The 16,139-nt window shown below is 58.8% G+C and carries 18 protein-coding genes; 5 read left to right on the forward strand and 13 right to left on the reverse strand.

The features are described 5' to 3' along the window. Positions 1-10 precede the first annotated feature (10 nt). The 4 genes from ACSQ13_RS19115 to ACSQ13_RS19130 are packed head-to-tail and all read right to left on the reverse strand — an operon-like array spanning position 11 to position 1,930. Positions 11-424 (reverse strand): OsmC family protein, encoded by a 414-nt coding sequence (locus ACSQ13_RS19115; protein ID WP_435988134.1) that lies wholly within the window; start codon positions 422-424, stop codon positions 11-13. Then, positions 421-648 carry a thioredoxin family protein gene (locus ACSQ13_RS19120; RefSeq protein ID WP_375568434.1) on the reverse strand — a complete coding sequence of 76 codons (228 nt, stop codon included), beginning with the start codon at positions 646-648 and terminating at the stop codon, positions 421-423. The genes ACSQ13_RS19115 and ACSQ13_RS19120 overlap by 4 nt, the downstream gene beginning before the upstream one ends. Before the next feature lie 11 nt (positions 649-659). Then, entirely contained in the window at positions 660-1,658 is a 999-nt protein-coding gene (locus ACSQ13_RS19125) for a permease (RefSeq protein WP_375568436.1), read from the reverse strand. After that, positions 1,655-1,930, reverse strand: a complete 276-nt coding sequence (locus tag ACSQ13_RS19130; RefSeq protein WP_375568438.1) for an ArsR/SmtB family transcription factor — start codon at positions 1,928-1,930, stop codon at positions 1,655-1,657. Before ACSQ13_RS19130 ends, ACSQ13_RS19125 begins: the two co-directional genes overlap by 4 nt. A 140-nt stretch (positions 1,931-2,070) precedes the next feature. On the opposite strand from ACSQ13_RS19130, the gene ACSQ13_RS19135 reads away from it, so the two are divergent. From ACSQ13_RS19135 to arsJ, 3 genes are all read left to right on the forward strand, one after another. Continuing rightward, positions 2,071-2,925, forward strand: coding sequence for a metalloregulator ArsR/SmtB family transcription factor (locus tag ACSQ13_RS19135; RefSeq protein WP_435988135.1), 855 nt, complete (start codon positions 2,071-2,073; stop codon positions 2,923-2,925). Between the two features lie 5 nt (positions 2,926-2,930). Further along, positions 2,931-3,938 carry an ArsJ-associated glyceraldehyde-3-phosphate dehydrogenase gene (locus ACSQ13_RS19140; RefSeq protein WP_435988136.1) on the forward strand — a complete coding sequence of 336 codons (1,008 nt, stop codon included), beginning with the start codon at positions 2,931-2,933 and terminating at the stop codon, positions 3,936-3,938. A 78-nt stretch (positions 3,939-4,016) separates the two neighbouring features. Continuing rightward, on the forward strand, positions 4,017-5,261 hold the full coding sequence (arsJ, locus tag ACSQ13_RS19145; RefSeq protein WP_435988137.1) for an organoarsenical effux MFS transporter ArsJ: 1,245 nt from the start codon (positions 4,017-4,019) through the stop codon (positions 5,259-5,261). Positions 5,262-5,449: 188 nt separating this feature from the next. Here arsJ and ACSQ13_RS19150 read toward each other — a convergent pair whose 3' ends face one another. The 5 genes from ACSQ13_RS19150 to ACSQ13_RS19170 are packed head-to-tail and all read right to left on the reverse strand — an operon-like array spanning position 5,450 to position 8,055. Continuing rightward, the gene (locus tag ACSQ13_RS19150) at positions 5,450-6,118 is read right to left on the reverse strand and encodes a hypothetical protein (RefSeq protein WP_435988138.1); all 669 of its coding nucleotides are present in this window, start codon (positions 6,116-6,118) and stop codon (positions 5,450-5,452) included. After that, positions 6,115-7,125, reverse strand: a complete 1,011-nt coding sequence (locus ACSQ13_RS19155; RefSeq protein ID WP_435988139.1) for a helix-turn-helix domain-containing protein — start codon at positions 7,123-7,125, stop codon at positions 6,115-6,117. Before ACSQ13_RS19155 ends, ACSQ13_RS19150 begins: the two co-directional genes overlap by 4 nt. Then, positions 7,122-7,547 (reverse strand): VRR-NUC domain-containing protein, encoded by a 426-nt coding sequence (locus tag ACSQ13_RS19160; RefSeq protein WP_435988140.1) that lies wholly within the window; start codon positions 7,545-7,547, stop codon positions 7,122-7,124. Before ACSQ13_RS19160 ends, ACSQ13_RS19155 begins: the two co-directional genes overlap by 4 nt. Further along, positions 7,544-7,813 carry a hypothetical protein gene (locus tag ACSQ13_RS19165; RefSeq protein WP_435988141.1) on the reverse strand — a complete coding sequence of 90 codons (270 nt, stop codon included), beginning with the start codon at positions 7,811-7,813 and terminating at the stop codon, positions 7,544-7,546. Before ACSQ13_RS19165 ends, ACSQ13_RS19160 begins: the two co-directional genes overlap by 4 nt. Further along, positions 7,810-8,055 (reverse strand): transcriptional regulator, encoded by a 246-nt coding sequence (locus ACSQ13_RS19170; protein WP_416914247.1) that lies wholly within the window; start codon positions 8,053-8,055, stop codon positions 7,810-7,812. The genes ACSQ13_RS19165 and ACSQ13_RS19170 overlap by 4 nt, the downstream gene beginning before the upstream one ends. 601 nt (positions 8,056-8,656) lie before the next feature. Here ACSQ13_RS19170 and ACSQ13_RS19175 point away from each other — a divergent pair. Further along, positions 8,657-9,922 (forward strand): tyrosine-type recombinase/integrase, encoded by a 1,266-nt coding sequence (locus ACSQ13_RS19175; protein WP_435988142.1) that lies wholly within the window; start codon positions 8,657-8,659, stop codon positions 9,920-9,922. 14 nt (positions 9,923-9,936) lie between these two features. Here ACSQ13_RS19175 and ACSQ13_RS19180 read toward each other — a convergent pair whose 3' ends face one another. Then, a complete protein-coding gene (locus tag ACSQ13_RS19180) occupies positions 9,937-10,533 on the reverse strand; it encodes a hypothetical protein (RefSeq protein ID WP_375568456.1) in 597 nt (198 codons plus the stop codon). A gap of 239 nt (positions 10,534-10,772) precedes the next feature. On the opposite strand from ACSQ13_RS19180, the gene ACSQ13_RS19185 reads away from it, so the two are divergent. Further along, positions 10,773-11,765, forward strand: coding sequence for a helix-turn-helix transcriptional regulator (locus ACSQ13_RS19185; protein ID WP_435988143.1), 993 nt, complete (start codon positions 10,773-10,775; stop codon positions 11,763-11,765). Between the two features lie 244 nt (positions 11,766-12,009). Here ACSQ13_RS19185 and ptuB read toward each other — a convergent pair whose 3' ends face one another. From ptuB to ACSQ13_RS19200, 3 genes are all read right to left on the reverse strand, one after another. Further along, positions 12,010-12,660: a retron Ec78 anti-phage system effector HNH endonuclease PtuB gene (gene ptuB, locus ACSQ13_RS19190; protein ID WP_435988144.1), complete on the reverse strand. Its 651-nt coding sequence runs from the start codon at positions 12,658-12,660 to the stop codon at positions 12,010-12,012. A 4-nt stretch (positions 12,661-12,664) separates the two neighbouring features. Further along, complete coding sequence (locus ACSQ13_RS19195) at positions 12,665-14,017, reverse strand: AAA family ATPase (RefSeq protein ID WP_435988145.1); 1,353 nt, start codon at positions 14,015-14,017, stop codon at positions 12,665-12,667. Positions 14,018-14,452: 435 nt separating this feature from the next. Continuing rightward, complete coding sequence (locus ACSQ13_RS19200; RefSeq protein ID WP_295511673.1) at positions 14,453-16,138, reverse strand: recombinase family protein; 1,686 nt, start codon at positions 16,136-16,138, stop codon at positions 14,453-14,455. Between the last annotated feature and the right edge of the window lies 1 nt (position 16,139).

The raw sequence follows: 16,139 nt of genomic DNA on the forward strand, positions 1-16,139 counted from the left end.
GGGTAGACCGTTATTCGCAATTGCTAGTACGACGCAGCCTTCCCTCCAGCGGCAGCGCAGCGGAAAGAGTATTCGAAATCGTCCCGTATTTCAGTATGTTGCGGTGCAGGAGATCAAGGCGCTGGTCAGTCTCGCCACTGTCCACGACGATGTCATATCGGATCAGAGTCAGCTTAGGTGGGGCATCCAAGCGCACAGCCTCCAGTCGAACCTCGGCGCCATCGATCTGGAAGTGTAGGATCGGTGTCATCCGCTCGATCCCCTTGAGCATGCAGGCCGCCAGTGCCGACAGCAGCAGCTCCACCGGATTCATCGCATCGCGTCGCCCAGCCATGTCGGTGTCCAGCACCACCTCGGCCTCCTTGGCCATCGCAAGGCTGCCGTGGCTGTCGATTCGGCGGGCGGAGACCCGATATTCTGTCACAGCAGGCGCCCGATTTCTTCCGCAGTCAGTACCTTGCCTGCGGATAGCACCTTTTCATCCACGACCAGTCCGGGTGTCGACATGACGCCATAAGCGGCGATCTCGGCGAAGTCGGTGACCTTGATGATCTGGGCGTCCTTGCCTGCGACATCCGCTGCCGCCTTTGCATTCTCGCCCAGTGTCACGCATTTCTTGCAGCCCGAGCCGAGGATTTTGATGATCATGATGTTTCCTTTCAGATGAACCAGTGGGTGATGGCGTTTAAGGTGAAGCCGATGGTCAGGATGCCTACCGTCACCACGCCGGTGAAGGTGACTAGCAGCGGCAGCTTGACCACGCGTTTGAGCATGATCAGCGAGGGCAGCGACAGCGCCGTCACCGCCATCATGAAGGCCAGAACGGTGCCCAGGCCCACGCCCTTACCCACCAGCGCCTCGGCAATCGGCAGGGTGCCGAAAATGTCGGCATACATCGGGATGCCTATCAGCGTGGCCACCGGCACCGCCCACCACTTATCCTGTCCCAAAAGGGCCGAGATGGTTTCGGCAGGCACCCAATTGTGGATCGCAGCCCCTATCCCGACGCCGATCAGCACATAGGGCCAGACCTTGCGCACGATATCCATCACCTGATCGCGTGCGAAGGCGACACGCTCGGCCCGGCTCAGGGTTTCGTCCGCATCCGTGACAGGCACGTTGCGCACGAAAGCGGCGACCTGATCCTCCATCCCAAGCTTGCCGATGATCGTGCCGCCGATGATCGCCACCATCAGGCCGACGCCGACATAGGCGAGCGCAATGGACCAACTGAAGATCGATGCCAGCAGAATGACCGAGGCCATATCTACCAAAGGTGACGAGATCAGGAAGGAGAACGTCACCCCAAGCGGCAAACCGGCGGCTGTAAAGCCGATGAACAACGGGATGGAAGAGCAGGAGCAGAACGGCGTGATGGTGCCCAGAAGTGCGCCAAGGATGTTTGCGCCGATCCCCGACCGCCCACCGAGGATGCGTCGCGTGCGTTCGGGCGGGAAATAGCTTTGCACGTAGGAGATGACAAAGATCAGGACTGACAGCAGAATGAAGATCTTGATTACATCGTAGACAAAGAACTGCACCGAGCCGCCAATGCGCGAGGCGGGGTCCAGCCCGACCGCGTGCACCCCGGCTGTCACGAGATCGGACAGCCACTGCATCCGCAAAAGCTGGTCGTTCATCCAGGTGAAGAGGTTCATGCCATCACCTCTTCGACCAAGGCCGCAGCCAGCAGCGCGCGCAGATGCGTCGGCAGGTCGTGCCTGATCCGGTAGCGGACCCATTGCGCATCGCGCCTGTCTACCACCAGCCCGGCTTGCTTCAGCACCTGCATGTGCCGCGACATCCGGCTTTGCGTCGCGCCCAGCTTGCGCATCAGCTCACAGACGCAATGCTCCGAGCCGTCCGACAGGAGACGCATCGCCTCAAGACGGGTTGGCTCGGCAAGGGCGGAAAGGACGGAGACGATCATCAGGGAACTCCACTTCATGCGCATCTGCGCATAAGCGGGCAATCTCCGCCGTGATCTGGATCAATCAACCTGCCATTTCGACCCGGGTTGTCATGAAACCTTCATTGGACGCACCCATTCACTTCCTTTAATCGGGAAGTATGGAACAGAATCGCGCGACCCATGCCTTTGCCACACTCGGCCATCCCGGTCGTATGGCTGTCTTTCGTCTCTTGATGCGCTTTGCTCCGCAGGGCGTGCGGCCGACCGAGATCGCCGAGGCGCTTGGGATGAAACAGAACACGCTGTCGCACCATCTGGCAGACCTGACGGCGTCTGGCCTCGTTCAGGTCACGCGGGTCGGCCGGTCCCTCTACTACGCCGTCGATCTCGACACGACCGAAGGCTTGATCGGCTACCTCGCCCTCGATGTTGGTCGTGCCCGGCCCGATCTCCTTGCCCCCTTGCTCTCCGCCCCAAAGGACGCCGCCCAAATGGACCCGAATATCCCCGACACCGACTTTGACGTGCTTTTCATCTGTTCAGGCAACTCCGCCCGCTCGATCTTTGCCGAGGCACTGCTCCGCGATCTGGGCCGCGGCAAGTTCCAATCCTTCTCCGCCGGAACACGCCCCAACACCGAGTTGAACCCCTTTGCTCTGGAAATCCTGAAGCGCAACGGGCATGACATCGCCGGTCTGCGGTCAAAGCACATCTCGGAATTCCAACAGCCCGGCGCGATCGTGATGGATTTCGTCTTCACCGTCTGCGACACTGCGGCGGCTGAGGAATGTCCGCCTTGGCCGGGTCAGCCCATTACCGGCCATTGGGGCTTGCCAGACCCGGTGAAAGCAACGGGAACGGAAGCAGAGAAGGCGCTTGTCTTTGCCCAGACCTACGCTGGCCTGCGGCGGCGCATCATGACCTTCGTCGAGTTGCCTTTTGAGTCCCTCAGCCGGATATCTCTCCAATCCCGTGTTGATGCTATCGGCACTGACGCACAAGCAAAGGCCTGACCCTCATGACCCGCATTGCCCTTAACGGCCTTGGCCGCATTGGAAAGCTTGTCCTGCGCGACCTGATCGACACCGGTGCTGGCGGTGAGATCGTGCTGCTAAACGATCCCGTCGGCGATGCCGAACAGCATGCCCTGCTGATGGAATTCGATTCCGTCCATGGCCGCTGGCGCACGCCGGTTGACCATGCCGATGGCGCCCTCATCCTGAACGGTCAGACCATCCGGCTAACGCAAGAGAAGTCCATCGAAGCGCTGCCATTGGCGGAATTGGATGTCGATCTGGTCATCGACTGCACGGGGGTCTTCAAGACCGCCGCAAAGGTGGCACCTTACTATGCCGCCGGGGTCAAGAAAGTGGTCGTCTCGGCCCCTATCAAGGATGGTGGCGCACTGAATCTGGTTTATGGCGTCAATCATCACCTTTACGATGGCTCGCAGTCTCTTGTCACGGCGGCCTCCTGCACGACGAACTGCCTCGCTCCGGTGGTCAAGGTGATCCACGAGGCGCTTGGCATCCGTCATGGGTCCATCACCACGATACATGACGTGACCAACACCCAGACAATCGTGGACCGCCCCGCCAAGGACATGCGCCGCGCGCGGTCGGCGCTTTTGAACCTGATCCCGACCACCACCGGATCAGCCACAGCCATCACCCTGATCTACCCCGAACTCAAGGGCCGTCTGAACGGCCACGCCGTGCGGGTGCCGCTCTTGAATGCCTCGCTGACCGATTGCGTCTTCGAGGTGGAGTGGGCGACCACGGTCGAGGAAGTGAACGCGCTGTTCAAAGCCGCCGCAGAGGGTCCGCTCAACGGCATTCTCGGCTATGAAACGCGGGCTCTGGTGTCATCTGACTATACCAACGATCGCCGGTCTTCGATCATAGACGCGCAATCAACCATGGTCATCAATGGCACGCAGGTAAAGATCTACGCATGGTATGACAATGAATGGGGCTATGCCTGTCGTCTGGCCGATGTGGTCCGCATGATGTCGACCCCTGTCTGATCCCTTCATCTGTTCATAAATATCCCGGGGGGTCCGGGGGGCTGGCCCCCCGTTCCTCACACCGGACAGGAGCCGAACATGTCCGCCCCAAACCCGATCCGCGCCTATGCCGCTGTCACTGCGGCCTATTGGGCCTTCATGCTGTCGGACGGTGCGCTGCGGATGCTGGTGCTGTTGCACTTCAACAGCCTTGGCTTCACGCCTGTCCAACTGGCCTGGCTGTTCCTGCTGTATGAAGTGGCGGGGATCGTGACAAACCTTGCAGCAGGCTGGCTGGCCGCCCGCTTCGGGCTGGCTGCAACGCTCTACGGCGGTCTCGCACTCCAGATCGCGGCGCTGGTCGCGCTCGCCCAGCTAGATCCCTCGTGGGGAGTTGCGGCTTCCGTCGCCTTTGTTATGGCGGTACAGGGTATTTCGGGCGTGGCCAAGGACTTGGCCAAGATGTCGTCAAAATCCGCCGTGAAACTGCTCGCGCCAAAGGAGGACGGTGGCCTTTTCCGCTGGGTGGCGGCTCTGACTGGGTCGAAAAATGCGGTAAAGGGTCTGGGCTTCTTCCTCGGCGCGGCGCTTCTGGCGTTGGCAGGTTTTCAGACAGCGGTCTGGGGCATGGCGGCGGTGCTTGCGGTCATCCTGATTGCGGTTGTTCTGTTCTTGCCAGCGGGCTTGCCCGGACGGATGAAATCCGACGAAGCCTGGGGCGGCTGGCGGTCGAAGGACTCCAAAGTGAACCGCCTGAGCCTCGCCCGCATGTTCCTTTTCGGTGCGCGCGATGTGTGGTTTGTCGTTGGCATCCCGGTTTACTTCCAATCCGTCCTGTCCGACGGCACGGCCGAGGGGCGGCGCGAGGCGTTCTTTCTGATCGGCAGCTTCCTTGCGCTCTGGATCATCGCCTATGGCGCGGTGCAGGCTTTTGCCCCACGGCTTCTGGGTGGCAAAGGGCAACCCGAGGCCGAGACTACCCGCAAGGCCATTCTCTGGGCCGGACTTCTGGTGCCGATCCCATTCCTGCTGGCAGGGGCGGCTTGGGCGGCCGACGGACCCGCGCCTTGGCTTACCGCCACGCTGATCGCGGGCCTTTTGCTGTTCGGCTTTGTCTTTGCGGTCAATTCTTCGGTCCATTCCTATTTGATCCTCGCCTTCGGATCGGCGGAACGGATCACAAGAGATGTGGGGTTCTACTACATGGCCAACGCAGCGGGCCGGCTCATCGGAACGTTTCTATCTGGACTGAGCTATCAGGTCGGTGATTTGCCGCTTTGCCTCACCACAGCGGGCTTGATGGCACTCGCCTCCTGGCTGGCTGCAAGGCGCCTCAGCGCGTGAGGAGTATCAGTGCGGCCGAGGCTAACACCTCGCTCGCTGCCCTCAGTCAGATCGCGTTTTGCCAACATAGCAACTCATCATAGCCTGTAAGTTCGAACATGGTGAGCGAAAGGTTGGACACTATCACTGAGGTGGAGAGGCCATCTACGACGGCAGCAAACGTACGCTCCCCACCTCGCTTATTGTGATCACCGCGGCACCCATGGAGCGGCCTTTGGCAACCCGCTGGACAATACAACCTCGATAAGCATGCCGCCACCGACAAGCCCGTCCAGTATCCACACCAGCGCGTGCCACCATTCCTGATACGCGCGCCTTGCTGCCTCGATCTGCCTTGCATCAGGCCGAAACGTCACCGGGCAGGCGCGAACCTCCACGCTGCGCCATTTCCCTTTGATCAGCACCCGCTCGGTGCCGACAACCACGCTGACAGCGCGATCGCCATGCCGGTTGCGCTTGATGTCGGCCGGCACGCAGCGAGGCACAGCGCCCGGCATCCAGTCCGGTGTCAGCCCTGCGCGTGCGAGCTCGGCCACGCGGATCGCCATGCGTTTGCCGCCAAGGCTGTCGGGCAAGCCTGCCACTGTGGCAGCGATCACCTCTGCGTCCTCGTGGGTGTAGCCACCGATCTTATGCTGGCCGCCGTCCACTTTGCATCCGAGGGTTGCCCGCTGTAGCAGCACGTATTCCAGCCCGAAGCCAAATCCGTGCACACGCTCGGGATCGGGTGGCATGGGCAGTTCAAGCTGGGCATGTTCAACGCGGAAGGCCCATTCCAGCGCCTGCTGGACAGACATGGTACGGCGCGGGCGTCCGGTCCTACCGGCGTTCGCGTTCAGTTTACGGTCATGGTTCATCGGATTCCTCGCTCACGGAGGCGCTCAACTGTTGCCAGCCCACGGGCAAGCATGGTGTCGCGCATCGTGTTCGAAATTGCGCTGACGGGCAGGTAGCGATCGGAGTTGACGATCTCGGCGTAAAAGGCTGGCAAATCGATGATTGGCTTGGCCACAGGTGCAGCGCCTTGCTTTGGCTTTCGCCGTTTCCTTGCCGCATCACCCACCTTGCGCTGGGCGGCGCGCTGCATGACGCGGTCTAACGCCTTGGGTCCATCGGGCGGTTCAGGGTGTTTCTGTCTTGACGCTTTCGCCGCTTCGAGCAACTCCGCTTTGGTGAGCCCGAGTTCGTCGCACCAGCGCTGAACATGCTTGCGTGGTGGCCAGCCTTGCCACCAGCCGGGCAGGGCGCTGTCGGGGGCAAAACCGAGCACGGCCAGCAACTCTTCGAAAAATCTCTCGCTGATGCCGTCGCGCGCCTGCGCGTCCTCCTCCTCCTTTACTGGTTTACTTAAGGGTTCTCTTACAAGGTTAGTGTCCGGATTCCGGACACGGCTCGGGTCATTTTCCGGACACGGGTCGCGGTCAAAATCGGACACGGCTCGCGCCTCGCTCCCGAGTCCGGATTTCGGACACGGCTCTAGGCGTTCCGGGCTTTCAACCTCAGAAGTTGCTGTATCCAAACAGCTTTCTTCGACGTCTGTCGCACCGTGTCCGGTTTCCGGACACGGCTCGCCCTCATCCTGTGTGAAGCCGGGCTCGAACCCCAGAATATAGCGGGTGGGCATCTGGCGCTTGGTGACGGGATGCAGGCGCGGGACACGGCGCAAGAGGCCTGCCGCTTCGAGCTGGCCGAGATGTTCATTCAGGGTCGATCGGCTGATCTCGCAATCCTCGGCCAGCCGGTCTTGCGAGGGGAAACAGCCATAATCCGGGTTGTAGCGGTCACATAGATGCCAGAGCACGATCTTCGTTGCGGGTTTCAACCCCCGCTGCTTGATTGCCCAGTTGGTGGCGGCATGGCTCATGGAGCGGCCCTCCGCGCTGGGCTGGAGCCGTTGCCTTGTGCCGCTTCTGGTCGCGAAACACGGCTGGTGAAGCCATGGTCGGCGAGCGCGCCCAGCGCATCGTCCAGGGACCGCACCAGTGCCCAGCAAAAACCCTGCGCCAAGACGGCATCGCGAAACGCCTCCTGCGCAGGACTGAGCCTGCCCTTGAGGGATTTCAGCTCCAGAAAGAGTACGCGCCCTTCGCAGAGCAGCATCAAATCGGCAAAGCCGGGATGGAGGCCCATGCCAACGAGGATAGCCTGGCGCTTGGCCCCGCGAGGCCCGGGCTCAGTCACTTCATTGGCGCAATGATGAATGATGGCCGTACGGGGCAGTGCAAAGCCCAGGGCTGTGACCACAGCGCGTTGCAGATCAGCTTCGGGTGTGCCGCGGCGTTTCATGACCGACCCTCCGGCTCTGATCGCGTGCGATCGCTGCGCCCAGGGGATTTGGCTTCAAGAACCACCAACAGGATCCGCGCGTCCTCGCGCTCTGCCTGGGTCTCGCCATGCTGGACCAGAACATTGCAGGCCAGCCGGATCAGATGATCCGAATGGTTCACCACATCGGCGACGACAATGCGCGCCTCGCGCCGTCTTTCGTCAATCCAGTCCTGACGGACCTGATCGCGCCTTGGGTGCTTGCGGAAGGGCAGGGGGATGCTCATCGCCGCGCCCCCATGCGACGGGGGGCAGGTGCTTCCTGCTGCATGAGCCAGTCCTGCACAGCATCGCGGCGATAGTAGATCTTTCGCCCAGCGCGCACACAGGGCGGCCCGAAGCGCAGCTTTTCCCAACGATGCAGGGTTTCGACGGTGACCTCGAGTTCAAGGGCGAGGTCGAGGCGGCTAATCCAGCCGCACATCAGGCGGGTCGTCCCAGATCGGGGGGAGGTGCCAAGTTCTGTCATCCGGTCTCTCCTGGTTATCGCCCGACACGGGCGGAGTTCAGGTCTTCAGAAGCGCAGAGACGGAGGGGTGGCGGGAAGGCAGTGACCGGCGGTGATGCTCCAAAAGCTTGCCGGTCACTGATATTGCTGGATTTTTCCGGAGAGGTGGGGTGGTGACACCAATAGTAAGCAATTGCCCGGAAGGCACGTGCGCACCGTGAGATGGCGTTCGAGGGCGTGTCACGCAGCCGATTTACAAGATTTCGCAGTGTTTCCCTGACATTGACGCGCAATCGCGTGGATTGAACCAACCGGCAAGGGGTTCGGACCCTTGCCGGTCATTGATTTAAAACGAAATTTACAGATTTGGCGGTCGCTGAGAGCGGATCCCAGCGCTCAGATCGTCTCTGGCACTGTCCCCACGACGCTCGTGCCGCGGATTCTGCCACAGATTCGCAGGGCGCGGGCTGCGGTTGCCCGGGATATTTGCTTTGATTTCAACGACCGGCAGCCTTTTGGCGCATCAATGCCGGTCACCGCCTATGCGCCGGTCTGGTGCTTATGCTTCGCTTGATAAGCCTGCGTATCTACGCCTGTGTCATGCGCAAAAGGAGACGATAACATGGTCAACCGATTGCGATTGAATGATAAAATTGTGCGTGAGCAGATTCCGGAAGAGGATCGTGACTTCCAGGTCTTCGACACGGAAATCCGCGGGCTGTCCATCCGCGTCATGCGGTCGGGCGAGAGGTCCTTCGTTCTGGACTATCGCTTCGCAGGGCGGCAGCGCCGCATGGTGATCGGACGCTGGCCGGAATGGAGCGTGACAGCAGCCCGCGAGCGGGCGCGCGAACTGCGCCGCGTCATTGACGAAGGAAGCGATCCTCTGGGTGAACGTGGCGCTCTGCGCGAGGCACCTCGGTTCAAGGACATGATCGAACGCTATCTGGCCGAGCATGCATCGACATTGGCCCCCTTAAGCGCATCCGATCAGAAATCATTCCTGACCAAGCTGGTGGCACCGCATTGGGCCAACAAGCTGGTGACGGAAATTACCCCGCAAGACGTCGTGAAACTTCTGAACATCATCGCCCAGGGTCGAGCGCGCCCATCGAAGGCGAAGCCCAACAACCGTGCGCGCAAGCTGCAAGGCAAGAAGCCCACCCCGATCCGGGCCAATCGCGTCGGAGAGACGCTGCGCAAGATGTTCAACCTTGCCGTCCAGTGGGGCTGGCGGACCGACAATCCGGCGTCAGGGTTCAAGAAACGCATCGAGACGGCGCGGGAGCGCTTTCTGTCTCATGAGGAAATCGCGCGGCTGGCCGAGGTTCTGGATGCGGCCGAGGATCAGCGCGCCGCCAGCATTATTCGGATTTGCATGCTGACCGGCGCCCGCGTCGGCGAAGTGCGTCAGGCACGGTTCGAGCAATTCAATCTCGAACTCGGGATCTGGTCAAAGCCAGCAGCTACCACCAAGCAGCGCAAGGTCCACAGGGTTCCAATCTCGGCCGATGTGGCCGCGATCGTGCGGCAACGGGCACTGGTCGTGCGCAAGAAGAACCCATGGCTGTTTCCGGGCGATGTGCCGGGCCAGCCCGTCAAAGAAATTCGCCGCTTCTGGATCAACGTGCAACGAGAGGCAAATCTGCCCGACGTTCGCATCCACGACCTGCGCCACACCTTCGCGTCGCTTCTGGTCAGCGGTGGAGCCTCGCTCGAAATGATCGGTAAACTGCTCGGGCACAGCCAGATCCAGACGACCCTGCGCTACGCGCATCTGATGGACTCGCCCCTGCGCGCAGGCGTCGATGCCGTGGCCGGTATGTTCCGGCCGCGCCCGAAGATCGTTCATGATGCGGATGCCGCGGTGGAAGAGAAGTGCGCCTGAGATATCTGGGCTGCTTACTTCTCGTCGCGCAGGGCACGCCAGAAAGGCCGCAGGCGGCGGCGGATGGTGCTCTCGTCTGGCACGTCGCCGTTTTCGGCAACATCGGCAAACCAGTCCTGCAGTTCTCCAATCAGTTCCGCCTGAGTGTCGGGGATGCCATGCTCGTGGATCCGCTTTAACAAAGTCACATACATGCCCTCCCAATCATAGGGTGAGAGCGCGCCGGTGCCGCCACCAATGCGGCGCAACAGATCGTACTCGTCCTCGAAGCGCAGCACGTCTTGGCCGCTGATCAGCAGGTCCGCGATTGAGACTTCGACGCCATCGGCAGGTTCGGTGATGTAACACCACTCGTCTGAATGCTCTGGCTTGATCCGCTGCAGCTTGATGACCGTTGGCCCAGTTCCTGTGCGGCGAAAGAGGGGCAACATGTCCATCGGCGAGATCGTGATCTTGCCGGAGACCTTTTCGTTTTCGCAGGTCGCGATCGGAATGCCCGTCACGATGTCCAGCTTGCCCTCGGTGGCCCAGCCGCCAATGTCAGCAATGGTGCAGCCCCAACGCGAGGCGGTTTCGTGAAGGGTGAAAAATGCTCTGGGTGGTAACGCCATGTAGACTCCTTTTCTCGTTCTGAGCTGACGCGGCATGCCGCCATGGGATGATGGGGCACCGTCAGGGGGTGATGTGAGGAAGGAGGCGTCCAAGCAGTCGAGTGATGAAGGCGTGCTTTGACCAAGGTGCTCCAGGCACCTGTCAAATTCTTCAATCGTTCAGCATGATTACGACGAATCGCCCTCAAATACTCTATAACGCAGGTGCTACGTCAAAAACTGTCGGGGAGGCGCGCGCCATGTCGTTTCAGAAGGCACAAGACTTGTTGAAGCTGGCTGGTATGTCAGCCGGAAGGCATCGGGGCATCAGCGTGAAGGAGGTCGCCGAGGAATTCGGCGTCAACGAGCGCACGGCCCAGCGCATGATCTATGCCCTGAAAGAGGTGTTCCCGAGTATATCGCACCAGACCGACACTGAACGGCGCCGAAGATGGAAGCTGCGTGACACAAGCATGCTGGGCATGCAGGGCATCTATGAACGTGAACTGATCGCGCTCGAGATGAGTATCCGGCGGGCTGAGCGTGAAGGGGCCCCGGTAGATGCCAGCGCCCTGCGTACTTTGCGCGACCGATTGGTGGCGACGCTACCTTCCACCCATGCGCGAAAGACCGAAGTGGATGCAGAGGCGATCCTCGAGGCAAAGGGTTATGCCTGTCGCCCGGGACCGAAGGTAAAAACCTCCTACGACGCTATGCTGGTCATCGCGTCAGCGCTGAGAGGACCCTTTCGACTCGTCATACGGTATCAGAGCGCGCAGGATCCTGAGCCGCACCGCCGTGTGATCGAACCCTATGGTCTTCTCCTGGGGACGCGGCATTACCTGATCGCGCGTGACACGGCAAAGGATGGGCCATTGCGCCGTTTCCGTTTAGACCGGATCGCGCACGTCGAGATCACGAATGACTGGTTCGAGAAAGACAAGGATTTCAACCTCGAAGCCTATGCAGCGCAATCCTTCGGGTCGTTTCACGCGGATGCAGAGGTTTCCCGCGTCGTGTGGCGTTTTAGCCCGGCCGCCGCGGCCGCCGCGCGTGAGTTCGAGTTCCACCCGAAGCAGGAGATTGTCGAACAGGACGATGGCGGCCTGCTTGTAATTTTCGAGGCCAGTGGACTGGTTGAAATGGCCTGGCATCTCTACAAGTGGGGCGATGCGGTCGATGTGATCGAGCCGGCCGTGCTGCGGGAGATGGTGGCGAGTTTTCAGAACAGTAGGATTACCGTGTTGCCTTGAGTGGATTGGCTGTGCTTCGTCTGGTGGGCCGCCACGTGTATGGTCGCAGAGGGCGGTGAGCTGCCCTTTGCTGCGGCGGCTACAGACGGCGGCTGTGTGCAGGTAACGGAGTTTGCAAAGTCAGAAAGATGCACTTTCACATTCGGAGGTTTTCCGCGTCGTCAATCCGTCTGTGGCCCACGGCGCGGCGTTATTACGTGGATGCAAGGGTTAGCTCTCCCCAAAAGCAAGTCTCACCACCCAATTAGCAATCCACAAACGACTGAAACATATGCCTTATGGCGGTTGAAAACGGAAGGTCAGCTACTTTGCTCAACTCTTTATCCAGCTCTTCTCGCCATTCATACTCATTTTCAGGATCCTCATCAGCAATCGCCGCAATGCCTTCTGCCGTTTGGATATATCCCAATACCGCCTGCCTTCGCATGTTGCGCAGCTGACCATTTTGATAATGTAAACCCAGAACCGCTAGAGTAGTTTTTGCTCTCACTTCTTGCTCAGCAGTCAGACCTTCCAAAGGCTTGATTGTTCCGTCTAAAACAAACAGTAGAAAAGCGTCAGGATCATCAATATCCGGTTTGAGAACGTGCGCGTGAACATATGCGCCGACTCGATCCTTAAGGCTTCCACAAGTACCGCTTATGCAGCACGATCCAAATAGGTTTTCCCAGTTGAAGGTCTCCGACGGAAATCTTCCCTTCTGAATGAAGTGCTCGATATGGCGGTCGCAGTTTTCAATATTACATTCACAATATGCACAACGGTTCCCCTGCATTGCCAGAAGGCTCTCCCAAATATCGGCCTTCTGCTCAGCGCTAACATTGTTCCAATTGTCTCGACCGTGTCGAAAGGAGCTCAAACAAGCTGGGGCTACCCCTCTAGTTAGTTTTTTCAATGGTCTACTCCGAAATACGCGTTGCCTTTTTCATAGCAAGGCGTTCTTTCATTTCCCAAAGTCTGATCAAACGGTCAACCTCAAGGATGACAGGATGATCCTCACCAAAATGATTGATCAACTCGCGACGCAATTCCTCGCCTGTCGGTGTTTTCCCTAGCCCCTGTTGCACCAACGCAGTGTACTCGGTTAATTGCTCGGCTGGTTCAACTTCAGGTATAGGATCAACGGCAAAAACATTCGCCAAAATTTCAGAGCTTGCGACACCCTGCGTTTGCAGTGAGGGCATTTCGGCTTTGCCATGTCCGCCAGTCAAAATTCCGTCGTTCTGCCATGTTATCACTCGAATTTGATCGTTCTTAATCGTAGACACTACTTGCGGGCTATGAGTGGTTACTATGAACTGTATCTCGGGAAATGAGCCCAGAAGTGTATTTAAGATGCGCTGCTGCCAAGCGGGATGTAGATGGAGATCAACTTCATCAATCATCACGATTCCGGGTGTTTTTGTTGGAGCTTCAGCGCCTAATGGGCTGTTCAACTGGGCACACCGTAGCGCGAGATCAGCAACAAGCATTACAGTCGCACGAACTCCGTCACTAAACAGTGATGCTGGCAGTATACCGTGATCATCGTGGAACATTGCCAGTTCGTCGAGCGTTACACTGAAATGAAAATTGCGCCAGCCTTCGTCCTCAAGTACGGTTTCTACCGCAGTTGATATGCCTCTCAAAGCATCGGCAGTTCCAGCATGTCCGTAACCTTCTTGTTGGCTTTGCTGAATGGAAGCATAGGTGGCAGTCTTGATCCATTGTTCCACCTGCCCAAAATTTGAAAGATTGGATAGGCAGTCGCTGTACCCTGCTGATCTGCTACGGGTTAGATCCTGCCGTCGAACTGTTTTCCTGTGCGTGTTCCAAAGTCGGCTGGACGCATAGTAACAGATGACAGGCAGTGTTGTTTCCGTTCTATCCTTTAGGCATTTTGAAAGAGTGGCCCCATATTCGGAAAGCGGTTTCGCTTCCCTAATAGTTGTTTTGCTTTTTGTCGAATTTAATGAACGGCTCCAATCCAGCTGTGGGGTAAATGAGGAAGCCGAAACAGTAACGGGAAATGCTTGCTCATTTTCAAATCCTGATCCGACTCTATAGTATCTAGCGTCGCTTTTTTGGATATGCTTTGAGCTAGAACTATCAAAACTTCCCACGAACGGCCCGAGGGCCGAAACGACCCCCTCCAATACAGTCGTCTTACCGTGCCCATTTCTGGCGGCGATAACTGTGAGGCGTTTGTCGAATTCAATTGAAAACGAGGTGAACCGCCGAAAGTTCTCCAATTTTAAACTAGATATCTTCATTTCGTTTCACCTGCCCATAGTGCTTTTTTGAAGTCCTCGCACTCAAATGGCCAAAGCTGGAGGGGCTCGACTAATGGGGACTAGATTCTCAGTGTACACCTTACCGCTAACTGATCCTGGAGAGAAGAGCACTCTAACAAAGCGTCCGGTTCGGGTTGGCTGCGGCCCTCCGCTGCGCCTTGCACGAAGGTTGGCTCTGGGCCGATTTCGACATCAGAGCGATCATCATTTTCGCTCGGCGGTGGAAGTCCATGTCAACGCCATGTCAACGAGCGTACGTCATTTTGCGCCGATCTGTGACGACGAATGCATGTCAATGTCGGCCAGTGTAAGTATTGAAAATTTGTAAAATCAAAGGCTTGTCGGATAAGCCATTGGTTTCCTTAAGCTATTGGAATCGTGGAATTTTAGGCTCATAACCTGAAGGTCGTAGGTTCAAATCCTACTCCCGCAACCAACTGAAACGAACTTTGTTAAACCAACATAGCCCGCCCTTCCGGCGGGCTTTGTTTTGTCCAGCATCTCCAGGAACTTACCTTCCAGCGTGATGGTGTGCCCTCCCGCCTTTGCGGGGTGGACGTTCACGGCGGAAATGAGTTCTCGCAGCTCCAAACCGGCGCGTCCGACGACATCCTCCTGTGACAGCATCCCCACCAGGTCATCGACATACTCCCGATAAAGCTCCGGCAGGTTGTCCGGCAAATCCACGGGCGCGGGCGTAGCTGCGACTCGTTGCGCTGTCATCTGCGTCAGCTCCACCTCCACATCATTAAGGAACTTGATGACTGCGGACGAGTAGTCTCCGTCGGCAACGGCCTTCAGGAGGTTGTCCCGCTTGCGCTCCTGCTCCGCGATCATCTTGTCCCGGTGCTTCAGCTCCTCGCCGACGGACTTTCCCTGCGCGTGGGTATGCCGCTCGAAATCGACTTTGAACTTGGCGAACGCGGCGTCCTGCATCAGTCCATCGCGCAACTCCGTCAGCGTGATGTGCTCGACATCGGTTTGCAGGATGCCCTTCATCCCCGCGCAAATGGACACGCCCTTCTCACGGGCATTGGCGCAGTAGTAGCGTCTCTTCCCAGCCGTGGCGTTGCCGCCGGCCACGGTCATTGGGCCGCCGCAAAGTCCGCAGCGAACAAGCCCCGACAGCAGATACTTCCGGCGCTTGTTCTGTCGTGTCACGGCGAGCGTACCGCCGTCGGCAGCGACGGTCTTGCGCTCCTTCGACATCGCCTCCTGGCGCGCCTTGGCCGCATCCCAGAGCGCTTGGTCGACAAGCCGCAGCTCTGGAAGTTCGGTCAGCGTCAGCTTCTCAGATGGGTTCAGCCGCGACACGCGGCGCCCCGTTTTCGGGTCCTTGGAATACCGCAGTCGGTTCCAAATCCGCCGACCGACATAAAGCTCGTTGTTGAGAATGCCGGTGCCGCGTTCGCGATTCCCGTTGATCGTGTTCTGCTTCCAATGCCCACTCGTCTTGCGCTTGGTGCCGACTGCCGGGGAGGGAATAAGATCCTGGTTCAGCCCTGTGGCGATCTTCAATGGCGATTTACCTTCGGCATACTCCTTGAAGATCCGCCTTATGATGATGGCCTCATCCTCGTGAATCACGAGGTCGCCTTTCTCTGCGCCAGGACGGTAGCCATACGATATTCCGCCCGCACTCTTGCCCGCTGTGATGCGACCGCTCAGTCCCCGCCGCGTCTTGAAGGCCAGCGCCTCCAGAAAGGCGGCTGCCATCGTCGATGAGAAGCCCAGCTTGATGGCGTCGACGTAGCCACTGTCGAGCGCGTAGAGCTCGACCTCGTTGTGCGTCGCAATTTTGTAGAAGCGCGCCGAGTGCTCCTGATCGCGCGACAGACGGTCGACGCTCTCGAAGAGCACAAGGTCGCAGCGCCGTTGCTCAAGATCATTCATGAGCGCTTGGTAGCCTGGCCGGTCGTCCCGGGTGCCGGTGATACCTTCGTCCGATCGCACATCGACGACGGTCCAGCCGTTGGAGATCGCCTCTCGTTGACACTGGTCGATCTGGTCTTTGACCGATGTTGGGCTCTGCATGTCTGACGAATATCGCGCGTAGATGATGACCTTGCGATGTTGTGGAAATGTAGCGTGTCGGGTCATT

Source organism: Sulfitobacter sp. SH22 (assembly GCF_965641905.1).
Classification (GTDB): domain Bacteria; phylum Pseudomonadota; class Alphaproteobacteria; order Rhodobacterales; family Rhodobacteraceae; genus Sulfitobacter.